The organism is Salinibacterium sp. NG22, assembly GCF_015864925.1.
GTDB lineage: Bacteria > Actinomycetota > Actinomycetes > Actinomycetales > Microbacteriaceae > Rhodoglobus.
The window spans coordinates 1-18,690 of the sequence record NZ_JADYWG010000001.1; the positions used below are offsets into that span (position 1 = coordinate 1).

An 18,690-nucleotide genomic window follows, 5' to 3' on the forward strand; every position below is an offset into this window, starting at 1 on the left:
CTCTGCGCCGATGGTACTGCAAGGGGGACCTTGTGGGAGAGTAGGACACCGCCGGACTTCAATTGTAAAATAGCCACCACTGTGTTTCATAGACACAGCTGGTGGCTATTTTGCGTTAAGTCCCCACCCTAAAATCAGGAGCAACGAATGACCGATTCCTCAGAAAATGACGGCCGGCAAGACAGCCGACCCCACGGGAACCGCTCTGGCGCGCCCCGATCTGGAGGACGTCCCACAGGTGGACGTCCGGGTGAGGGACGACCAAGCGATGGAAGACCACGCCGCGACAACGCCGCTGGTGGACCCGCACGCGGAAAGCCAGCATCCGGCTCCGACCGCCCTTGGCGCAACAAGCCTGAGGGTGACGACCGCCGTCCACGCCGCGATGCCGCCGGTGACCGCGATGGTCGCCCGCAGCGCTCCGGCGATAGCGACTCGCGTCCACCACGTTCCGGTGACCGTGACCGCGACTCGCGTCCACCACGTTCCGGGGACCGCGATAGCCGTCCGCAGCGTTCCGGCGATCGTCCCGATAGGGGAGACCGGCCGGCACGCCCGTTCCGTTCCGATGGCTCAGGGCGCCCAGAGCGCGGCGGACGTCCCGACCGCGGATCCGATCGCCGTGGTGGCCCCGACGAGAAACGACTCTGGACCAAGGGCGGAGCGCCCGCACGCGGAGACCGCGATGCAAGCGAACGTGAGCCTGAAGAGGATCGCGATCCCTTCGGCATCCGCTCGGTTCGGGCCTACCACCAGGCTCCCGAGATTCCCGAGGGCGTTACGCCCAAAATGCTTGACCGGGTTGCTTCGAACGAACTCAAGACCCTCAGTAAAGAGAACGCCGAGGGTGTCGCCCTTCACCTGGTAATGGTGTCGCGCCTCATCGAAGAAGACCCTGAACTTGCTCATCAGCATGCGATTTCTGCTGCGCGCCGTGCAGGCCGCATCGGAGTTGTTCGTGAGACTCTCGCCATCACCGCCTATGCGACTGGCGACTACGCTTTGGCGTTGCGCGAATTGCGTACGTACCGTCGCATTACTGGTCGTGACGACCAGTTGCCGATGATGGTCGATAGCGAGCGCGGACTCGAGCGCCCGGAACGGGCCCTCGAGCTTGGTCGCTCGGTGAAGCGCAGCACGCTGTCTTCGGCCGTCCAAGCTGAGCTTGCTATTGCCATGTCGGGAGCACGCCTCGACCTCGGCCATGCAGAAGAAGCGCTCGTTGAGTTGCAGATTCCGCAGCTCGACCCCGATAAGGCCTTCACCTACAGCCCTGCCTTGTTCGGCGCCTATGGCACCGTGCTCGAAGAGCTCGGCCGTGACGATGAAGCGGCCATCTGGTTTGCTCGCGCGGATGTCGCAGAAGCGGCGCTCGGCGACGACGAGGACGCCACAATCGAAGTCATTGAAGAAGAGCTCGAATTCGAGGCATCCGACGACACCGCAGTAGAAGTTGAGGATGCAAATGGGCCTCTGGAAGTCACTAATGAAACTGACGGGAACGACGACGGAAACGACGAGCGTGTCAGCTAGGACACCTCTCACGGGCGTCGCGCTCGTACTCGCGGACCTTGATGGAGTTATCTATCGCGGTCCGGATGCGATTCCGTATGCCGTCGAGAGCATGAACGCGATCGATGGCCCGCAAGTTGCCTACATTACGAACAATGCGTCGCGCACCGACGCATCCGTTGCTGAGCACTTGAGCGAACTCGGACTGACCGTGGAACCGCGCGACGTGGTGACCTCGCCGCAAGCGGCCATGGGCCTGCTGCGCGCTATCGTTCCTGCCGGTTCGACCATCATGGTTGTTGGTGGCGACGGCCTGACGAACGAGCTTGAAAAGTCAGGCTTCGTGGTCACCCGGTCGGCTGATGATTCGCCGGCGGCCGTCGTGCAAGGCTTCGCTCCGCATGTGGGGTGGAAAGATCTCGCAGAAGCATCGTTCGCCCTCAAGGGTGGCGACTCCGGCATTCCCTGGATTGCCACCAACACCGACTGGACGATTCCCCAGGCTCGCGGAACAGCGCCCGGCAACGGCACCCTCGTGTCAGCAGTGCATTCCGCCGTTGGGCGTCTGCCGATCGTCGCTGGCAAGCCAGAAGTGGCCATCTTCGAGGAGGCCTTTGCTCGTTACGAGTCACGCGAAGCGTTGATGATTGGCGACCGCCTCGACACCGACATTCTCGGGGCTAACAGGGCCGGCATCCCGTCGCTTCTCGTTCTGACCGGCATTGACCAAGCAAAGCAAGTGCTGGCGTGTATCCCGGATGAGCGACCGACGATGATCGTTGATGATCTGCGTGGGCTGCATGAGCCCTATCCAGAAACGATCGTCACGCAGGACGGCGCCGCAGTGATGACGACGGTGGGAACGGCGACGGTGCGCCTTGAAGGGCAACGGTTGACCGTGACGTCGGCCGGAACATCCATCGACCGATTGCGTGCCGGCGCAGCAGCAATTTGGAACTCGGGGAGCGCCATCTACGCCCTTGAAGTGCCAGCGGAGCTATATTCATGAGCATGAGCGATGAATCACCGGTCGATGGACTGATGTCACGACTGAGCCTGATCGAAGACCAACCGCTCGAAGCTCGAGCTGCCGCCTTCACTCAGGTTCATGACGAACTGCAGCAGCAGCTCGAGGGCAAGGACGCGTTCTCGCGCAATGGTTAGCGTGCGGCTCGACGCAGCTCTCGCTGCTCGCGGTCTTGCGCGTTCTCGCACGCACGCCGCCAAACTGATTGCCGACGGTCTCGTCACGGTGTCAGGAATCGCGATTCCGAAAGCGTCCACTCCGGTGAGCGACGACCACGTCATCGAGGTCGCTGAGACCGATCATTACGTAAGCCGGGCCGCCCACAAACTTGTGGCGGGTCTCGACGCCTTCGGCATCGACGCGACTGACAAGCTCGCGCTCGATGTTGGCGCGTCGACCGGCGGCTTCACTCAAGTTTTGCTCGAACGAGGTGCTCGCGAAGTTATCGCGCTCGACGTCGGCCACGGGCAACTCGTCGACTTGATCCGGTCGGATGCCCGAGTACGCGTTATCGAGCGAGAGAATGCCCGCTATCTCACCGCTGAATCTCTGGCGGAGTTGAGCGGGACATCCGAAATCCCCACGCTTGTGGTCTCTGATCTGTCCTTCATCTCGCTTCGCACCGTGCTCCCGGCGCTTCACGCTTCGGTGGGCGAAACCGCAGACTTTGTTTTGCTTGTGAAGCCGCAGTTCGAAGTTGGGCGAACCAACATTCGAGAGGGCATCGTGCATGGGGCCGCACTTCGTGACGAAGCGATCATGGGTGTGCTCTGGGCGGCGTGGGATCTTGGTCTCGGCACGGCAGGCGTCATCTCGTCACCGATCGCGGGAAACGCGGGAAACCGTGAGTATCTTGTGTGGTTGAGTGCCCCCGCCGGCAGCAACCCGACGGAGTGGATATCGCAGGTTGCTGCCATCGCCTGAGCGATGAGGGCCTTGAGGTCGGACTACTTGCCGCTGGCGCCCTCGATGGCTGCTAGCGCGGCGCGAAGTCGTTCATCCGCTTGATCGGCAACAGCCTGAACTGCTGCGACTTCGCTCAGTTGAACCATGGTCTGGGGATTGATCGTCTGAACCGTAGTCGACTCTGCCGACGGGCTTCGACGGATGACGACGTTGCACGGAAGCAGAAGACCCATGTCGGGATCGGCGGCGAGTGCTTGCTCCGCGAGGGCCGGATTGCACGCGCCCAAAATCAGGTAGTCGCCGACCGCATCCGCGCTCTCGGCGCCAAGCTTCGTGTTGAAGGTCGCTCGAATGTCAATTTCGGTGAGAACGCCGAAACCCTGGTTTGCTAATTCTTGTTTCGTCGCTGCAATCGCGTCCTCGTAGGGGAGCGAGACAGTGACGGTGTGTGCATAGTTCATGATTGTCTCCGTTGCTAGTTGGCGGCGATGATTCCCATCATCCCGTTGTCTTCGTGGTCGAGAATGTGACAGTGGTAGACGGTTTTTCCGCTGAAGTCCTCGAACGCGATCCGCACGCGTGTTGTGCTGCGTGCGGGAATGTTTACGACGTCTTGCCACAGGAGGGTGTCGACGGGCTGTCCATCCTGTTCGACGATTTGCATTGGCCAGACGTGCAAGTGCAGCGGATGATCGAGGGTGCTGGTGTTTGTCAGCAGCCATTCCTCGACGCTGTCGAACTGCACGGTGGTGTCGACGCGGCTGGACTCGAATTGGCGGCCGTTGATTGTGGGGGTCATCATGCTGCCGCCCATACCGCCGCCCATTCCCATGGCGAAAATCAGTTCGCGTCTCGCGTTCACGGTTTCTGTGCGCAGGTCGCGCTGGGCGGGTTGGCGTGGGATCGCTGGTTGTGGGTCAACGCCCTCGCCGCCCACGGTAAACGTGGCGAGCGCGACTTCTTCGCCGTTGCGAAAGCCGCCGCCCATCATCATTCCGCCAGCGGAGCCGCGGTCATAGGAGAGGGCGCGAAGTGTGGCTGTTCCGGCGCTGCCGGTAACGAGGAGGTCTGCCCGGTTGCCGGGCGCGAGCAGGATTTCGTCGACTTCCTGGGGGGATTCAAACCGCCCAGAGTCGATCCCAAGCAGGGTCAGTTGCTGTCCATCGAGTCGCAGTCGTAAGTAGCGGGACACGCTGGCGTTGACGATGCGCCACCGTTCACGTTCACCGGATCGAGCAGTCATGTCTGGCGTGAGCTGTCCGTTGACAAGAACGAGGTCTCCCTCTCGCCCGGCCATTTCGTCCATTGGTGACGCCGCGGGAATGTTTCCGCTGGCGTCCAGAGTGATGTCAGAGATGACGAGGAGGCGCTCCCTATCAACGGCGATCGGTTTGGGGTCTTCGACGATGATCGCGCCATAGAGCCCACTGAACACCTGCTCAGCGACGAAACCGTGGAGGTGCGGGTGGTACCAGTACACGCCAGGGGGATGATCGGCAGGCAACTCGTACTGGTAATCGAATGAGCTTCCCGCCTCGACGGTGACGAACATATTGTCACTGTTGCCTTCCGGGGAGACGTGCAGCCCATGGACGTGCAGGTTGCTGGGGTCCGTCAAACCGTTTTTCAGGTTCACGGTGAGGGTGTCTCCCGCACGAACGCGCAGAGTGGGACCCGGCACGCCACCGTTATAGCTCAACGCATTCACGTCGCGGCCTGCGATCGTTACTCGTTGGGGTGCGGTTTCGAGGTCAACGCTGAGCAAGCCGTCGGCACTGCGAAACTCGGTGGGCTCGACTAGGGATTTTCCTGCGATTGTTCCCAAGGTTGAGCCAGATGAGCGACCTTGGTTGATGACGAAACCGGTTCCGCCTACTGCGACACTGGCGACTCCGACTCCGCCGAGGATCAAAGCGTTGCGTCGGCTGATTTCGGGCATTACTGGGACTCGTCGAGTACCCGAAGCTGTTCACGATATTGCTCTGCGGTGAGTTCCCCGCGAGCGAAACGTTCTTCGAGGATTTGCTTGGCGCCGGACGCGTTGGCGTGCTTCGGCTCTGGTGCTGCTTCATTGCGATTCGACGTCTTCGACGCTAAACGAACAACGACATAGATCAGCAGGGCAATGCCGACAATTGCCAACAAGCCGTATCCCCAAGCCCATCCCATATTTCCGTATCCCCACATCATCAGATTTGGTTCCTCTCGTCTCGGGTTGTGCCGTGCTTGCCACGATACCCCTGGAGGTATACAGGAGGCTGTGTGCGAACAGATTCGGTTCCACGGTGAGTTCTGCCCGCATCTACTGGAGCAATATCCCCAGAATCGCGTGCAGAGCGCACTTGTCGGTGGGAATCCGACAGAATGGTTAACGCAGGTTTCTGCGATCGCCTAGAGCGCGATTTACATCATCACTACGACTGAGAGGTGCACGGTGCAGTCCGAGAACTCTCACGCTTCTAATCGCCACATCCTAGTAATCGCTCACACTGGCCGCGCCGAGTCGTTATCTGCCGCCATCTCAGTGTGCCGTCAACTCATCAGCGCCGGAATCGTGCCCGTGCTGGCACCAGACGGCTACGAAACTATTCTTCAGGCTGATCCGAGCCTCTCACCTGTTTCTCGACTCGGCAACGAGGTCGAGACGGGTGAACTCGAACTTGTCATCGTTCTTGGCGGCGATGGAACAATTCTTCGTGCTGCCGAGCTGACACGGGGGTGCAGCGCGCCGCTCCTCGGCGTCAACCTGGGCCACGTCGGTTTCCTGGCAGAAAGCGAACGCGAAGAACTTACCTCCACCGTCGAGCGTGCGCTCGCTCGCGACTACCTTGTCGAAGAGCGGATGACGCTCTCGGTGAGAGTGAAAGTCGACTCTGAGGTTGTCTACGAAACTTGGGCGCTCAACGAAGCCACCGTCGAAAAAGCGAGCCGAGAGCGGATGCTCGAAGTCGTGATTGAGGTAGACGGCAGGCCACTCTCCTCCTTCGGTTGCGACGGCGTCGTGATGTCGACACCCACCGGTTCGACCGCCTACGCATTCTCGGCAGGTGGGCCGATCGTCTGGCCAAGCCTCGACGCGATACTGCTCGTTCCGCTCAGCGCGCACGCACTCTTTGCCCGTCCCATCGTTGTCGGCCCAGACTCAGCGCTGGCCGTTGAGGTCATGGACCGAAACTTAGGAATCGGGGTGCTCTGGTGTGATGGGCGACGTGCTCACGAGCTGCCTCGGGGTGCCCGAGTCGTTGTGCGACGCTCACCGGTGCCCGTGCGCCTCGCCCGACTCTCGCAAGGACCCTTCACTGACCGACTCGTAGAAAAGTTCAACTTGCCGGTGTACGGATGGCGTGGCCCAGCTTCGGAGGAGGGACCCCAGTCGTGATCGAAGAGATCCTTATTCGCGACCTTGGCGTCATCGCCTCAGCGCGACTTCCCCTCGGCCCCGGCTTTACCGCGCTCACTGGTGAGACCGGTGCCGGAAAGACAATGGTCGTAACCGCCCTTGGCCTGCTGTTGGGGGAGCGCGCCGATGCTGCAGCGATCCGTGCCGACAGTGATCAAGCATCCGTTGAAGGCCGCTGGGCTATTGATCCCGAGTCGGCCGTTGCGGAACGCGTGCGAGATGCGGGCGGCGATCTCGATGACGGTGAACTTCTGCTCGTGCGTACTGTTTCGCGAGAAGGTCGCAGTCGAGCGGTCGTTGGTGGGAGAAGTGCGCCAGTAGGAGTCCTCTCGGAACTGGGCGACCAACTTGTTGTGGTGCACGGGCAATCCGAACAGATTCGCCTCAAGTCGGCGACGGCTCAACGCAACGCACTCGATCGCTTTGCCGGCGCCGAATTGGCGAACGTGCTTGAGCAATACCACACCGTTTTTCGCCGGTGGCAGTCAGCACAGGCTGAACTCGATGTGCTCGTTGCCGAAGGTGACTTGCGCAGCCGGGAAGCCGAGGAGCTTCGCGTGGCGATCCACGAAATCGAGGCTGCTGATGTGCGCCGCGGTGAAGACGTTGAGCTCTCCGAACGCGCCGATCGACTCTCCAACCTAGAAGGGCTCCGGCTCGCGGCAGAAGGCGCCCACGTGGTTCTGTCAGCGGATGCCGCTGACGACAGCTCCGATGTGATTGCGCAGCTGGCCTCAGCCCACCGAGGGCTAGAGCGGGTCGCTGAGCACGACAACAAACTTGCGTCGATTGCTGAAGCATTGGCGGCAGCATCCATCACTCTCGGCGAAATTGCTACTGATCTCTCTGGCTACCTAGGCAGTCTCGATGCTGATGGCAGCCGCGAACTTGAGCAGGTAGAAGAACGTCGCAGCCAACTTGCCGCCCTCGTGCGTAAACACGGTCACAGCCTCGACGACGTCGTCGATGTGCTCGACACTGGCAGCCAACGTTTGCTTGAGCTCGACAATGACTCAACCCGCATCGATGAACTTCGGGCTCAGGTCGAAGCCGACCAAGGCGAACTCATCGCCCTCGCCGCTCAGGTCAGCGACGTTCGCACACGCAGCGCCGAACGGCTGTCTGCCGAAGTGACGAGCGAACTTACCCAACTAGCCATGGCCAACGCCGAAATCGTTGTCACCGTCGAAGACCGCAGCGACTACTCGTTCAGCGGAAAAGATGAAGTCGCGATTCTGTTGCGCCCGCATCCGGGAGCACCACCGCGCCCACTCGGTAAAGGCGCCTCAGGGGGAGAGCTCTCGCGGGTCATGCTCGCCATCGAAGTTGTCATAGCCGGCAACGACCCCGTTCCCACCTTCATCTTTGACGAAGTGGATGCCGGAGTCGGCGGTGCCGCCGCCATCGAAATCGGCAAACGGCTGGCCCAACTCAGCCGCACCGCTCAAGTAATTGTTGTCACCCACTTGGCGCAGGTGGCCGCGTTTGCGGACAACCACTTGAGCGTCATCAAGGGTGACGACGGCTCAGTCACCGCATCCAGCGTGCACAAGCTCGAAGGAGAAGCGCGCATCGCCGAAATGGCACGACTGCTTTCCGGTCTGCCCGACTCCGAATCAGGGCTTGCCCACGCGCGCGAACTTATTCAGACGGCCCACGAGCTCGAGCGCGCTAGTCGCTAACGTGAGTGCGGTCGCTGACTCGGGCGCGTGCCGAGCGCGAGCTGAGCGCGCGAATCGCTAACTTGCAGCGAATTACAGGCCGCACGAGCGACCGAGCATCCGAAAACTGTGTCCAGGAAGTCTCCGTCGACGGCGTTCCTGGGCGCGCAGGCTGTTAAGCCGATAACGAAACACCCCTGCGCGGCGACAAAACTGCTCAACGAGGCATAGGATGGAACCCCGTGGTGGACAATACAAACGCGGTCGTAACAAAGCACATCTTCGTCACCGGAGGAGTCGTCTCTTCTCTCGGTAAAGGCCTCACGGCGGCGAGTCTCGGAAACCTGCTGACAGCACGCGGGCTCCGCGTCGTCATGCAGAAGCTGGATCCCTATCTGAACGTGGATCCCGGCACTATGAACCCCTTCCAACACGGTGAAGTTTTTGTCACCGATGATGGCGCCGAAACCGACCTCGACATCGGGCACTACGAGCGCTTCCTCGACATCAAGCTCAATCAGGCTGCCAACGTCACTACCGGGCAGATTTACTCCGAAGTGATTGCCAAAGAGCGTCGCGGCGAATACCTCGGTGACACCGTGCAGGTCATCCCGCACATCACCGACGAAATCAAGCGCCGCATGCGCCTGCAGGCCGCCGGCCCTTTCAGCGATGAAGACCCGCAGCCTGACGTCATCATCACCGAAATCGGTGGAACTGTTGGCGATATCGAGAGCCTGCCGTTCATCGAATCCGCTCGCCAGGTTCGCCACGAACTTGGCCGCAAGAACGTCTTCTTCGTTCACGTCTCGCTCGTGCCGTTCATGGCTGCCTCGGGTGAACAGAAAACGAAGCCAACCCAGCACTCCGTTGCTGCACTGCGCTCGATCGGCATCCAGCCTGATGCTCTCGTGCTGCGCAGCGACCGCCCCGTCTCCGAGTCCAACAAGCGCAAGATCGCGCTCATGTGTGACGTTGAAGAAGACGCCGTCGTCAACGCCACCGACGCTTCCAGCATCTACGACATCCCCGAAATGCTGCACAGCCAGGGCCTCGACGCCTACATCATTAACCAGCTCGGGCTCGAAGCGAAGTCAGTGAACTGGGATGGCTGGAGCGAACTGCTCGAAGCCGTGCACAACCCCAAAAACGAGGTCTCGATCGGCCTAGTCGGTAAGTACATCGACCTGCCCGATGCGTACCTCTCGGTCACCGAAGCACTGCGTGCCGGTGGGTTCGCCAACAACGCCAAGGTCAACATTCGCTGGGTGCCCTCCGACGAATGTGAAACGCCCGAAGGTGCCGCCAAGCAGCTTGCCGATCTCGATGGCATTGTCGTTCCTGGTGGCTTCGGCGTGCGCGGCATCGAAGGCAAGCTAGGCGCCCTCAAATTCGTTCGTGAGAACGGCATCCCGGCGCTCGGTATTTGCCTCGGTCTGCAGTGCATGGTCATCGAATACGCTCGCGACATGGCTGGCCTCGAAGGCGCATCCTCAACGGAATTCGATGCCGACAGCAAGTACCCGGTTATCGCGACGATGGCCGAGCAGGTCGACATCATCGCGGGCGGAGACATGGGCGGCACGATGCGTCTCGGTCTCTACAACGCCAACCTCGAGCCCGGCTCCATCGTTGAAGAAATCTACGGAGCGCCGACGGCCGCCGAGCGTCACCGTCACCGCTACGAAGTCAACAACGAGTACCGCCAGCAGATTGCGGATGCCGGACTGAAGTTCTCCGGAATTTCGCCCGACCGCACCCTCGTCGAATTCGTCGAGTTGCCGCGCGAGGTGCACCCCTACTACGTGGGAACGCAGGCTCACCCTGAGCTGCTCTCGCGCCCCAACCGTGCCCACCCGCTGTTCCGTGGACTGGTCGCTGCTGCAATTGAGCGCCAAAAGTCCAGCCGCCTCTTTGAGGTGACTGAGCAGGATGATGCATAACGAACTCAGCGACGACCGCGTCACACCGGAGCTGCTGAGCACCGAAACGGTGTTCGCTGGCCACGTGTGGAACGTCGACCGCGAGCGTTTTCAGCTCGACGGTTCTGCGATCACCCGCGAATTTGTAAACCACACCGGCGCCGTTGCGGTGCTGGCCATGGATGAGCGCGACCGAGTGCTCCTGATCAAGCAGTACCGGCATCCGGTGCGCTTGCGTGATTGGGAATTGCCGGCTGGCTTGCTCGATGTCGTGAACGAGTCGCCGCTACTGGCGGCTCAGCGCGAATTGGCCGAAGAAACCGACCTGCAAGCCGAGTCGTGGCATGTGCTCAGCGAAATGCTGACCTCGCCAGGCGGAAGCAACGAAGCGGTGCGCATCTACTTGGCCCGTGGTGTGAGTGCGACCGGGGAAGTGTTCGACCGCTATGCGGAAGAAGCCGGTATTGAGCTGCGCTGGGTTCCGCTGGAGGATGCCGTTGAGGCGGTTCTCGAGCGGCGCGTGCAGAACTCGATCCTGTGCCTCGGTCTCTTGGCGGCGCAACTCGGACGCGACCGTGGCTGGAACACGCTAGGCGCACCAGACGCACCGTGGCCGCGGCATCCGCGAAACTACGCTGAATAGCCTCTCGCGGTAGGTTGAGCGACATGACTGAGCCGGCGCGCCCCGTAGCGAAAAGTGCGATTGCGATCGCCGCAGAACGCTATCTGCGGCATCTGGCGATCGAACGCGGCCTTTCGGCGAACACTCTCGCAGCGTACCGCCGCGATCTTGACGGCTATCTGTCGTTTCTCAGTACGCGCGGTCTCAGCACGCCCGCCGCAGTGTCAGCGGATGACGTGACCGCGTTTGCGCACAGCTTGCGAGTGAATGTCGAGCGTCCGCTCGCGGCCTCCTCGGTCGCGCGCATGCTGTCGACAGTGCGGGGGCTGCACACGTTTTTCGTCGACGAATCGCTCGCGGCGGAGGACGTCGCGCATACCGTCGCGATTCCGAAGCAAGCGATGCGATTGCCGAAGGCGATCACGATCGACCAGATGGTTGCCGTTCTGGCATCCTTCCCGGGCGATGAGGTCATTTCGCTTCGCAACACTGCGCTGCTTGAGCTTCTCTATGCCACCGGTGCCCGCGTTTCTGAGGTCACGGCACTCAACGTCGACGACATGATCGACGGCGACATTGTGCGCCTGCTCGGCAAGGGCAACAAGCAGCGCATCGTTCCCGTCGGCAGTTTTGCGCAGTCGGCTATCGAGAAGTACCTCGTGCGTGCTCGTCCCGTGCTCTCGGCGAAGGGGGCGGCCACCCCGGCGTTGTTTCTCGGGGCGCGGGGAGCTCGGCTGTCTCGCCAAAACGTGTGGCTGATCATCCAGGCCGCTGCCGAGCGTGCAGAACTTGAGATCGATATCTCGCCGCACACCTTTCGGCACTCCTTTGCGACGCACCTTCTTTCGGGCGGTGCCGACGTTCGCGTAGTGCAGGAACTGCTGGGGCACTCCTCGGTGGCGACAACCCAGATTTACACCATGGTCACCGCTGACACGCTGCGTGACATGTACACGACGGCGCATCCGCGAGCACGTTAGCGAGCGCCGGGGGAGTGACGGGATGCCGTTGCTGGCTGATCGGCGACCCCGCTAACCCGCGTGTCGCGCTGCCAAACCTTCAACCTTTGGTAGAGGCGACCCTGCCGTGTCCGCGCGTGGGAGCGCGGGCTGCGACGGATGCGCGACGTAAACTTTTGGTATGACGACACAGCGCGAGAACGAATCGACGCTGGCGGGGTTGGATGTTCAGGCAATGGGCCCAACCGGCCGGCCGCTCACGGTTTTTCCGGAACCCCCACCGCTCACGGGCCACGGCCCGGCACGCATTATTTCGTTGTGCAACCAAAAGGGTGGCGTCGGCAAGACAACCACCACGATTAACCTTGGCGCCTCGTTCGCTGAATATGGCCGCCGAGTGTTGGCCATCGACTTCGACCCTCAGGGTGCGCTCTCGGCGGGCCTTGGCGTTCCCACTCACGATGTGCCCACGATCTACGACCTGCTGCTCGGCACGATCAAGAACCCGGCAGAAGCGATCGTTCACACCAAAGTTCCCGGTCTCGACGTCATCCCCGCCAACATCGACCTCTCGGCCGCTGAAGTGCACCTCGTCAATGAGGTCGCTCGCGAAACGATCCTGGCGCGCGTACTGCGCAAGGTCAGCGACCAGTACGACGTCATCCTCATCGACTGCCAGCCTTCGCTCGGTTTGCTCACTGTGAACGCGTTGACGGCGGCCCACGGCGTGCTCATTCCGCTTGAATGTGAGTTCTTCGCTCTGCGCGGTGTTGCCCTGCTCGTGGAGACAATCGAGAAGGTTCAGGATCGCCTGAACCCCGCGATCAAGCTCGACGGCATCCTCGCCACCATGTTTGACGCGCGCACGCTGCACTCGCGTGAAGTGCTCGAACGCGTTGTCGAAAACTTTGGTGACGACGTTCTCGAGACCGTTATCGGTCGCACCGTGAAGTTCCCGGATGCCAGCGTGGCCGGTGCCCCCATCACGACCTTCGCCCCCGACCACTCTGCGGCGCACTCCTACCGCCAGGTGGCGCGAGAGCTGATCGCCCGTGGCGCCGTCGCCTAGCGACGTGGACGAGACCGAGGCATCCGCACCAGGATTCTCGGTCTCTCTCAACAACTTCAATGGGCCCTTTGACCTGTTGCTGTCTCTCATCACCAAGCATGAGCTCGACATCACCGAGGTGTCGCTGTCGCGCATCACAGATGAGTTCATTGCGTACCTGCGCGATTTCGAATCCGACAACGGATCGGATGACATCGACGAGCTCGATCAGGCCAGCGAATTTTTGGTCGTTGCTGCCACGCTGCTCGACCTCAAGGTTGCCGGGCTTCTTCCGCAGGGTGAGCTCGTGGATGCCGAAGACGTCGCGCTGCTCGAAGCGCGCGACCTGCTCTTTGCGCGTCTGCTGCAGTACCGCGCGTTCAAACAGGCCAGCGATTGGTTTGGGTCGCACTTCGAGGCGGAAGCGACGCGCACCGTGCGATCGGTGCGCTTGGAAGAGAAGTACCGCACTCAAACTCCCGAACTCGTGTGGACGCTCAGCCTCGACGATTTCGCCGCCCTCGCGACTCTCGCGTTCACGCCGCGCGAGATTCCGAGCGTGGGGCTCGACCATTTGCACGCACCGCTCATCAGCATCCGTGAACAGGCTGCGCATGTCGTCGCGCTGTTGCGCGCGGGGGAGCCGAAGACGTTCCGCCAATTGATCGCCGGCGCCGAGTTGAAGGGCATTGTCGTGGCACGTTTCTTGGCTGTGCTTGAGCTGTATCGCGGCGGCAATGTTGCCTTTGAACAGATCGAACCCTTAGGCGAACTGACCGTGCGCTGGACTGCAGAACACTGGTCAGACGATAGCCTCGCTAATCTGGGAGCAGATTATGGAAACTGACGAACATACAGCCACCCCCGTTGTCGACCTCGCCCGCGGGCTCGAGGCGATCTTCATGGTTGCCGACCAGCCGCAGAGCCTCGTGAGCCTCGCAACGGCCCTGAACGCACCCGTGGCGGCGATCCGCAAGACAATCACTGCACTGTGCGCCGATTTCGACGGTGAAGGCGATGGCCCGCGACGCGGTTTTGAACTCCGCGAAGTCGGTGGCGGCTGGCGAATTTATGTGCGCGAAGACTACGACTCGGCCGTGCGCGACTTCGTTTATACGCAAAACCCATCGCGGTTGAGTCAGGCTGCGCTGGAGACTCTTGCGGTGATTGCATACAAGCAACCGATCAGCCGGGGAGCCATTGCTGCCGTGCGTGCGGTGAATGTTGACTCAGTAGTGCGTACGCTACTGAGTCGAGGACTTATTACGGAAGCGTTTACCGACAACGAGACGGGCGCCATCCACTACGAAACAACGGAGCTCATGCTCGTGCAACTGGGGATCAACTCCATTGCCGAGCTGCCTCCCATCTCGCCACTTTTATCTGATGGTACGGACGGTTTTGATGAACAACGCTAATGGCTCAGGCCCCAGCAATCCCGAGGGCGAACGCCTTCAAAAAGTAATGGCCGCTGCCGGTGTGGCATCGCGTCGCGTTTCGGAAGACTTGATCTACCAGGGCCGCGTTGCGGTCAACGGCAAGGTCGTTGAAGAAGCTGGCCGTCGCGTGAAGCCGACCGACCGCGTGACGGTAGACGGTAGTGCGATCCAGCTCGACACCACCAAGCGCTACGTGATGCTCAACAAGCCCGTCGGCGTGGTGAGCTCCATGTCCGACGAGAGCGGTCGCCCCGACCTGATGCAGTACACCGGCAACTACGACGAACGACTCTTCAACGTCGGCCGTCTCGACGTGCAGACCTCTGGCTTGCTCGTCCTCACGAACGACGGCGAGCTTGCCCACGTGCTCGCCCACCCCTCTTTCGGCGTGATGAAGACCTACATCGCCAAGGTCGAAGGCACCGTGAGCGCTCAAACAATTTCGCAGCTCATGAAGGGCATCGAGCTTGAGGACGGCCCGATCGCCGTCGACAAGGCGCGATCGCTCGGCCGAGCATCCAACGACCAGACAATGGTGGAGCTCACCCTGCACTCGGGCCGCAACCGCATTGTGCGCCGGATGATGGAAGAAGTTGGCCACCCGGTAATCGAACTCGTTCGTCGCCAGTTTGGGCCGCTTAACCTCGGAAGCCTCGGATTGGGAAAGACTCGCAACCTCACGAAGGTGGAGTTGGGTGCAGTGCTGACGATTGCCCGCGAGGCCGAGGAACAGTCGTGAACCTAGGCCGCATCACTGGGCAAGTACGCATCGTTGGTGCGGGATTGCTCGGTGCCAGCATCGGCCACGGCCTGCGGGCCAAGGGCGTCGATGTGATTTTGCACGATGCGTCGCGCTCTAACGCAACCCTCGCGATTGACTATGGCGCTGGTCGTGCGCCGCAGGCTGACGATAAGCCGACGCTCGTGATTGTGGCGGTTCCGCCGGATGTCACCGCCGAGGTTGTCGCTCGCGAACTCATTGCTTGGCCGCGTGCCACGGTGACGGATGTCGCGAGCGTGAAGGTGGGCGTGCTCGAGGAACTCATTGCGCTGGGTGCCGATCTTGATCGCTACGTTGGCTCGCATCCTCTCGCCGGACGCGAACGTGGCGGCGCCATTGCGGCCCGCGCGGACCTGTTCATCGGTCGGCCCTGGGTCATCGGCAGGGGAGAGCCCTTCCGTCGTCGCGCGGTCGAAGATGTTGTCATCGAGCTGGGTGCTATTCCCGTCGCGATGTCAGCCTCCGATCACGACAACGCGGTGGCTCTGATTTCGCACGTTCCCCAAGTGGTGGCGAGTTTGCTCGCGCATCGGTTGGCGGGAGCATCCGATGCCGCTGTTGCTCTTGCTGGTCAAGGGCTGCGCGACACGACCCGCATTGCCTCGAGCGCCCCCGAGCTGTGGGTGCAGATTCTGGGGGCAAACTCGGGCCCCGTTGCGGAGATTTTGCGCGAGCTGCAGACCGAGCTCGGTGTGGCGATTGAGGCGCTCGAGACTCCGGATGCTCCGGGTGCCCGTCGTGCCCTCGCCGAAGTTTTGGCCGGCGGCAACGCCGGAGTCGCGAGGATTCCCGGCAAGCACGGAACGAGCAAGCACTACAGCCAACTCGTCGTCATGGTCGACGACAAGCCAGGCGAGCTCGCCCGATTGCTCACCGAAATCGGCGAAGCCGACGTGAACATGGAAGACTTGCGCCTTGAGCATTCACCGGGTGCCCAGTTCGGTTTGGCTGAAATCTCGGTGCTGCCCGAAAAGGAAGCCGTATTGATAAGCGAGCTTGAAGCTCGTGGTTGGAAGATTGCAGAGACTTTCGCGTGAACAAGAACCCGTCGTTTGTTGTGGTGGCTGTTGATGGCCCGGCCGGCAGCGGAAAGTCGAGTGTGTCGAAAGCGACTGCTCGCGAACTCGGCTTCGACTACCTCGACACTGGCGCTGCCTACCGCGGTTTTGCCCTGCACTGCCTCGAACGTGGCGTTGACACCCTCGGGCCCGGCGACGTCATCGAGACGCTCCCGCGTTTTGAGTACTCGATCGGGATTGACCCTGACAACTACTTTGTGAAGGTCGACTCGGAGATCGTGACCGACGACATCCGCGAACCCCGCATCACGGGCGTTGTCTCGAACATCGCACGCGTGCCCGAAGTGCGGCAGTACATGGTCGACCTGTTCCGCAGCATCATCGCGGGGAGCGAAAAACCCGGAATTGTGGTCGAAGGACGCGACATCACGACCGTGGTTGCACCGGACGCTCAGGCTCGAATTCTGCTCACAGCCAGTGAAGAAGCTAGGATGGGAAGACGTGCGGCCGAACTCTCCGGAGAATCGAGCACGACAACCGCGCAACAACTCAGTTATCGAGATGCGCAGGACTCCAAAGTCGTGGACTTCATGAACGCCGCCGATGGAGTCATCACCATTGATTCCACCAATCTTGACTTCGATCAAACCGTGACGGCCGTCGCGAGTTTTGTTCGCTCCAGCATGTAAACAAAGGACTACCCATGGCCGATCATTCGCCCGCCGAAGACGACTTTCCCGAACTGAACCCAGATCTGGTTGAGCGTCTTTCGGGAATGAACGAAGAAGAGGCTGCTCAGCGCACGTCTGCGCTCCGCGCCGGCCTGAGCGACTACGACCTCGAAGACGACGACCTCGCGGTTCTCGACTCCGCATCCGATGATCCGGATGCCATCTACTACCTGCCTGCCCTGCCGGTTTTGGCGATCGTTGGTCGCCCGAACGTCGGCAAGTCAGCTCTCGTGAACCGCATCATCGGTCGTCGTGAAGCTGTTGTGGAGGACACCCCCGGTGTAACCCGCGACCGCGTCAACTACAAGGCCGAGTGGAACAACCGTCACTTCACCATCGTCGACACCGGCGGCTGGGAGCCCGACGCTAAGGGCATCGACGCTTCTGTTGCTGCCCAGGCTGAGATCGCTATCGACCTCGCCGACGCTGTGCTCTTTGTTGTGGATGCCACGGTTGGCCCCACCTCCACCGACGAGCACGTCGTGCGCATGCTTCGCGCCACCAAGAAGCCCGTGATTTTGGTCGCCAACAAGGTTGACGACATCCACCAGGAATCGGATGCCGCAGCGCTCTGGAGCCTCGGCCTTGGTCAGCCGTGGCCGTCATCCGCCGTTCACGGCCGTGGTGTTGCTGACCTGCTCGACCACGTGCTCACGGTTCTGCCGAAGATTTCGACCGTCGCCAAGGAAGAAGTGGGTGGCCCGCGCCGCGTTGCTATCCTCGGTCGCCCGAACGTCGGCAAGTCGAGCCTGCTGAACAAGACTGCTGGCGAAGAGCGCGTTGTTGTCAACGACCTCGCCGGCACGACTCGCGACCCGGTTGACGAGCAGATTGAGCTCGGCGGCAAGTTCTGGCGCTTCGTTGACACGGCCGGCATCCGTCGTCGTGTTGCTTTGGCGCAGGGCGCTGACTTCTATGCAACGCTGCGCACCAGCGCTGCACTGGAAAAGGCTGAAGTCGCTGTTGTCATCTTCGATGTCAGCCAGCCGCTCAGCGTTCAAGACCTCAAGATCGTTGACCTCGTGCTCGAATCGGGCCGTGCGCTCGTTTTGGCCTTCAACAAGTGGGACCTTCTCGACGACGAACGTCGCGACCTGCTCGAGCGAGAAATCGACAAGGACCTCGCGCACGTCGCCTGGGCTCCTCGCGTGAACATCTCGGCTAAGACCGGTCGTCACATGGAGAAGCTCGTTCCGGCTCTTGAGCTGGCGTTGGCCTCGTGGGATACCCGCATTCCGACCGGTAAGTTCAACGCGCTTCTGGCCGAACTTACGCAGGAGCACCCTCACCCGCTTCGTGGTGGCAAGCAGCCGCGCATCCTCTTTGGTACGCAGGCATCGAGCCGCCCGCCAACGTTCGTGCTCTTCACAACCGGGTTCTTGGACCCGCAGTACCGTCGATTCATTACGCGTCGACTGCGCGAGATCTTCGGCTTCGATGGCAGCCCCATCCAGGTCAACATGCGTGTGCGTGAGAAGCGCAAGCGCAAGTAGGTTCTCGAGGTCACAAGCTTCGGCTTAACGCCAAACGGCGAGCCGCTCTCTTTCGAGAGGGGCTCGCCGTTTGTGCGTTAACCGCTGGGGTGTGACGCCCGGGGTGTGACGCCCGGGGTGTGACGCCCGGAGTGTGACGCCCGGGAGTGAGCGGATGCCGGTTGGCGGTC

At 61.4% G+C, this 18,690-nt stretch carries 19 protein-coding genes and 1 pseudogene; 16 read left to right on the top strand and 4 right to left on the bottom strand.

Annotation, left to right across the window (positions count from 1 at the left end; all coding sequences use genetic code 11):
• The first annotated feature begins 147 nt into the window (after window positions 1-147).
• The 4 genes from I6E81_RS14265 to I6E81_RS00020 are packed head-to-tail and all read left to right on the top strand — an operon-like array spanning window position 148 to window position 3,463.
• On the top strand, window positions 148-1,533 hold the full coding sequence (locus I6E81_RS14265) for a hypothetical protein (protein WP_231599717.1): 1,386 nt from the start codon (window positions 148-150) through the stop codon (window positions 1,531-1,533).
• A complete protein-coding gene (locus I6E81_RS00010; RefSeq protein WP_197105395.1) occupies window positions 1,487-2,521 on the top strand; it encodes an HAD-IIA family hydrolase in 1,035 nt (344 codons plus the stop codon). The genes I6E81_RS14265 and I6E81_RS00010 overlap by 47 nt, the downstream gene beginning before the upstream one ends.
• Before the next feature lie 2 nt (window positions 2,522-2,523).
• Window positions 2,524-2,676 (top strand): hypothetical protein, encoded by a 153-nt coding sequence (locus tag I6E81_RS00015; RefSeq protein ID WP_197107238.1) that lies wholly within the window; start codon window positions 2,524-2,526, stop codon window positions 2,674-2,676.
• On the top strand, window positions 2,669-3,463 hold the full coding sequence (locus I6E81_RS00020) for a TlyA family RNA methyltransferase (RefSeq protein WP_197105396.1): 795 nt from the start codon (window positions 2,669-2,671) through the stop codon (window positions 3,461-3,463). Before I6E81_RS00015 ends, I6E81_RS00020 begins: the two co-directional genes overlap by 8 nt.
• Before the next feature lie 23 nt (window positions 3,464-3,486).
• On the opposite strand, the gene I6E81_RS00025 is transcribed toward I6E81_RS00020, so the two are convergent.
• From I6E81_RS00025 to I6E81_RS00035, 3 genes are read right to left on the bottom strand one after another with little or no spacing between them, the layout of a single operon-like run.
• Complete coding sequence (locus I6E81_RS00025; RefSeq protein ID WP_197105397.1) at window positions 3,487-3,906, bottom strand: DUF302 domain-containing protein; 420 nt, start codon at window positions 3,904-3,906, stop codon at window positions 3,487-3,489.
• A gap of 14 nt (window positions 3,907-3,920) precedes the next feature.
• Window positions 3,921-5,384: a multicopper oxidase family protein gene (locus I6E81_RS00030; protein ID WP_197105398.1), complete on the bottom strand. Its 1,464-nt coding sequence runs from the start codon at window positions 5,382-5,384 to the stop codon at window positions 3,921-3,923.
• Window positions 5,384-5,590 (bottom strand): SHOCT domain-containing protein, encoded by a 207-nt coding sequence (locus I6E81_RS00035; protein WP_306790134.1) that lies wholly within the window; start codon window positions 5,588-5,590, stop codon window positions 5,384-5,386. The genes I6E81_RS00030 and I6E81_RS00035 overlap by 1 nt, the downstream gene beginning before the upstream one ends.
• A 289-nt stretch (window positions 5,591-5,879) precedes the next feature.
• Here I6E81_RS00035 and I6E81_RS00040 point away from each other — a divergent pair, with 289 nt between their 5' ends.
• The 4 genes from I6E81_RS00040 to I6E81_RS00055 all read left to right on the top strand — a co-directional run bounded on the left by I6E81_RS00040 (window position 5,880) and on the right by I6E81_RS00055 (window position 11,071).
• Complete coding sequence (locus tag I6E81_RS00040; protein ID WP_197105400.1) at window positions 5,880-6,824, top strand: NAD kinase; 945 nt, start codon at window positions 5,880-5,882, stop codon at window positions 6,822-6,824.
• Window positions 6,821-8,527: a DNA repair protein RecN gene (recN, locus tag I6E81_RS00045; protein ID WP_197105401.1), complete on the top strand. Its 1,707-nt coding sequence runs from the start codon at window positions 6,821-6,823 to the stop codon at window positions 8,525-8,527. Before I6E81_RS00040 ends, recN begins: the two co-directional genes overlap by 4 nt.
• Window positions 8,528-8,748: 221 nt before the next feature.
• Window positions 8,749-10,449 carry a CTP synthase gene (locus tag I6E81_RS00050; protein WP_197105402.1) on the top strand — a complete coding sequence of 567 codons (1,701 nt, stop codon included), beginning with the start codon at window positions 8,749-8,751 and terminating at the stop codon, window positions 10,447-10,449.
• Complete coding sequence (locus I6E81_RS00055) at window positions 10,439-11,071, top strand: NUDIX hydrolase (protein ID WP_231603823.1); 633 nt, start codon at window positions 10,439-10,441, stop codon at window positions 11,069-11,071. Before I6E81_RS00050 ends, I6E81_RS00055 begins: the two co-directional genes overlap by 11 nt.
• On the opposite strand, the pseudogene I6E81_RS14650 reads toward I6E81_RS00055, so the two are convergent.
• Window positions 11,059-11,208: pseudogene (locus tag I6E81_RS14650) on the bottom strand (hypothetical protein); the annotation flags it as partial. The gene I6E81_RS00055 and the pseudogene I6E81_RS14650 overlap by 13 nt on opposite strands.
• Between I6E81_RS14650 and I6E81_RS00060 the strand changes: the two are divergent.
• The 8 genes from I6E81_RS00060 (at window position 11,137) to der (ending at window position 18,520) form a co-directional block, all read left to right on the top strand.
• Window positions 11,137-12,030, top strand: a complete 894-nt coding sequence (locus I6E81_RS00060; protein ID WP_368855403.1) for a site-specific tyrosine recombinase XerD — start codon at window positions 11,137-11,139, stop codon at window positions 12,028-12,030. The pseudogene I6E81_RS14650 and the gene I6E81_RS00060 sit on opposite strands and share 72 nt — an antisense overlap.
• 160 nt (window positions 12,031-12,190) lie before the next feature.
• A complete protein-coding gene (locus I6E81_RS00065) occupies window positions 12,191-13,078 on the top strand; it encodes a ParA family protein (RefSeq protein ID WP_197105404.1) in 888 nt (295 codons plus the stop codon).
• Window positions 13,062-13,904, top strand: a complete 843-nt coding sequence (locus I6E81_RS00070; RefSeq protein ID WP_197105405.1) for a ScpA family protein — start codon at window positions 13,062-13,064, stop codon at window positions 13,902-13,904. The genes I6E81_RS00065 and I6E81_RS00070 overlap by 17 nt, the downstream gene beginning before the upstream one ends.
• Complete coding sequence (locus tag I6E81_RS00075; protein WP_197105406.1) at window positions 13,894-14,475, top strand: SMC-Scp complex subunit ScpB; 582 nt, start codon at window positions 13,894-13,896, stop codon at window positions 14,473-14,475. Before I6E81_RS00070 ends, I6E81_RS00075 begins: the two co-directional genes overlap by 11 nt.
• Window positions 14,462-15,235, top strand: coding sequence for a pseudouridine synthase (locus I6E81_RS00080; RefSeq protein WP_197105407.1), 774 nt, complete (start codon window positions 14,462-14,464; stop codon window positions 15,233-15,235). Before I6E81_RS00075 ends, I6E81_RS00080 begins: the two co-directional genes overlap by 14 nt.
• A complete protein-coding gene (locus I6E81_RS00085) occupies window positions 15,232-16,314 on the top strand; it encodes a prephenate dehydrogenase (RefSeq protein ID WP_197105408.1) in 1,083 nt (360 codons plus the stop codon). The genes I6E81_RS00080 and I6E81_RS00085 overlap by 4 nt, the downstream gene beginning before the upstream one ends.
• Window positions 16,311-16,985, top strand: a complete 675-nt coding sequence (gene cmk, locus I6E81_RS00090) for a (d)CMP kinase (protein WP_197105409.1) — start codon at window positions 16,311-16,313, stop codon at window positions 16,983-16,985. The genes I6E81_RS00085 and cmk overlap by 4 nt, the downstream gene beginning before the upstream one ends.
• Before the next feature lie 14 nt (window positions 16,986-16,999).
• Entirely contained in the window at window positions 17,000-18,520 is a 1,521-nt protein-coding gene (der, locus tag I6E81_RS00095) for a ribosome biogenesis GTPase Der (RefSeq protein ID WP_197105410.1), read from the top strand.
• Window positions 18,521-18,690 lie beyond the last annotated feature (170 nt).

Coding starts and splice junctions, on each gene's coding strand:
- I6E81_RS00065 (WP_197105404.1), top strand. CDS start 12,191: ATGACGACACAGCGCGAGAACGAATCGACGCTGGCGGGGTTGGATGTT.
- I6E81_RS00020 (WP_197105396.1), top strand. CDS start 2,669: ATGGTTAGCGTGCGGCTCGACGCAGCTCTCGCTGCTCGCGGTCTTGCG.
- I6E81_RS14265 (WP_231599717.1), top strand. CDS start 148: ATGACCGATTCCTCAGAAAATGACGGCCGGCAAGACAGCCGACCCCAC.
- I6E81_RS00015 (WP_197107238.1), top strand. CDS start 2,524: ATGAGCGATGAATCACCGGTCGATGGACTGATGTCACGACTGAGCCTG.
- der (WP_197105410.1), top strand. CDS start 17,000: ATGGCCGATCATTCGCCCGCCGAAGACGACTTTCCCGAACTGAACCCA.
- I6E81_RS00010 (WP_197105395.1), top strand. CDS start 1,487: ATGAAACTGACGGGAACGACGACGGAAACGACGAGCGTGTCAGCTAGG.
- I6E81_RS00075 (WP_197105406.1), top strand. CDS start 13,894: ATGGAAACTGACGAACATACAGCCACCCCCGTTGTCGACCTCGCCCGC.
- I6E81_RS00080 (WP_197105407.1), top strand. CDS start 14,462: ATGAACAACGCTAATGGCTCAGGCCCCAGCAATCCCGAGGGCGAACGC.
- I6E81_RS00025 (WP_197105397.1), bottom strand. CDS start 3,906: ATGAACTATGCACACACCGTCACTGTCTCGCTCCCCTACGAGGACGCG.
- I6E81_RS00055 (WP_231603823.1), top strand. CDS start 10,439: ATGATGCATAACGAACTCAGCGACGACCGCGTCACACCGGAGCTGCTG.
- I6E81_RS00030 (WP_197105398.1), bottom strand. CDS start 5,384: ATGCCCGAAATCAGCCGACGCAACGCTTTGATCCTCGGCGGAGTCGGA.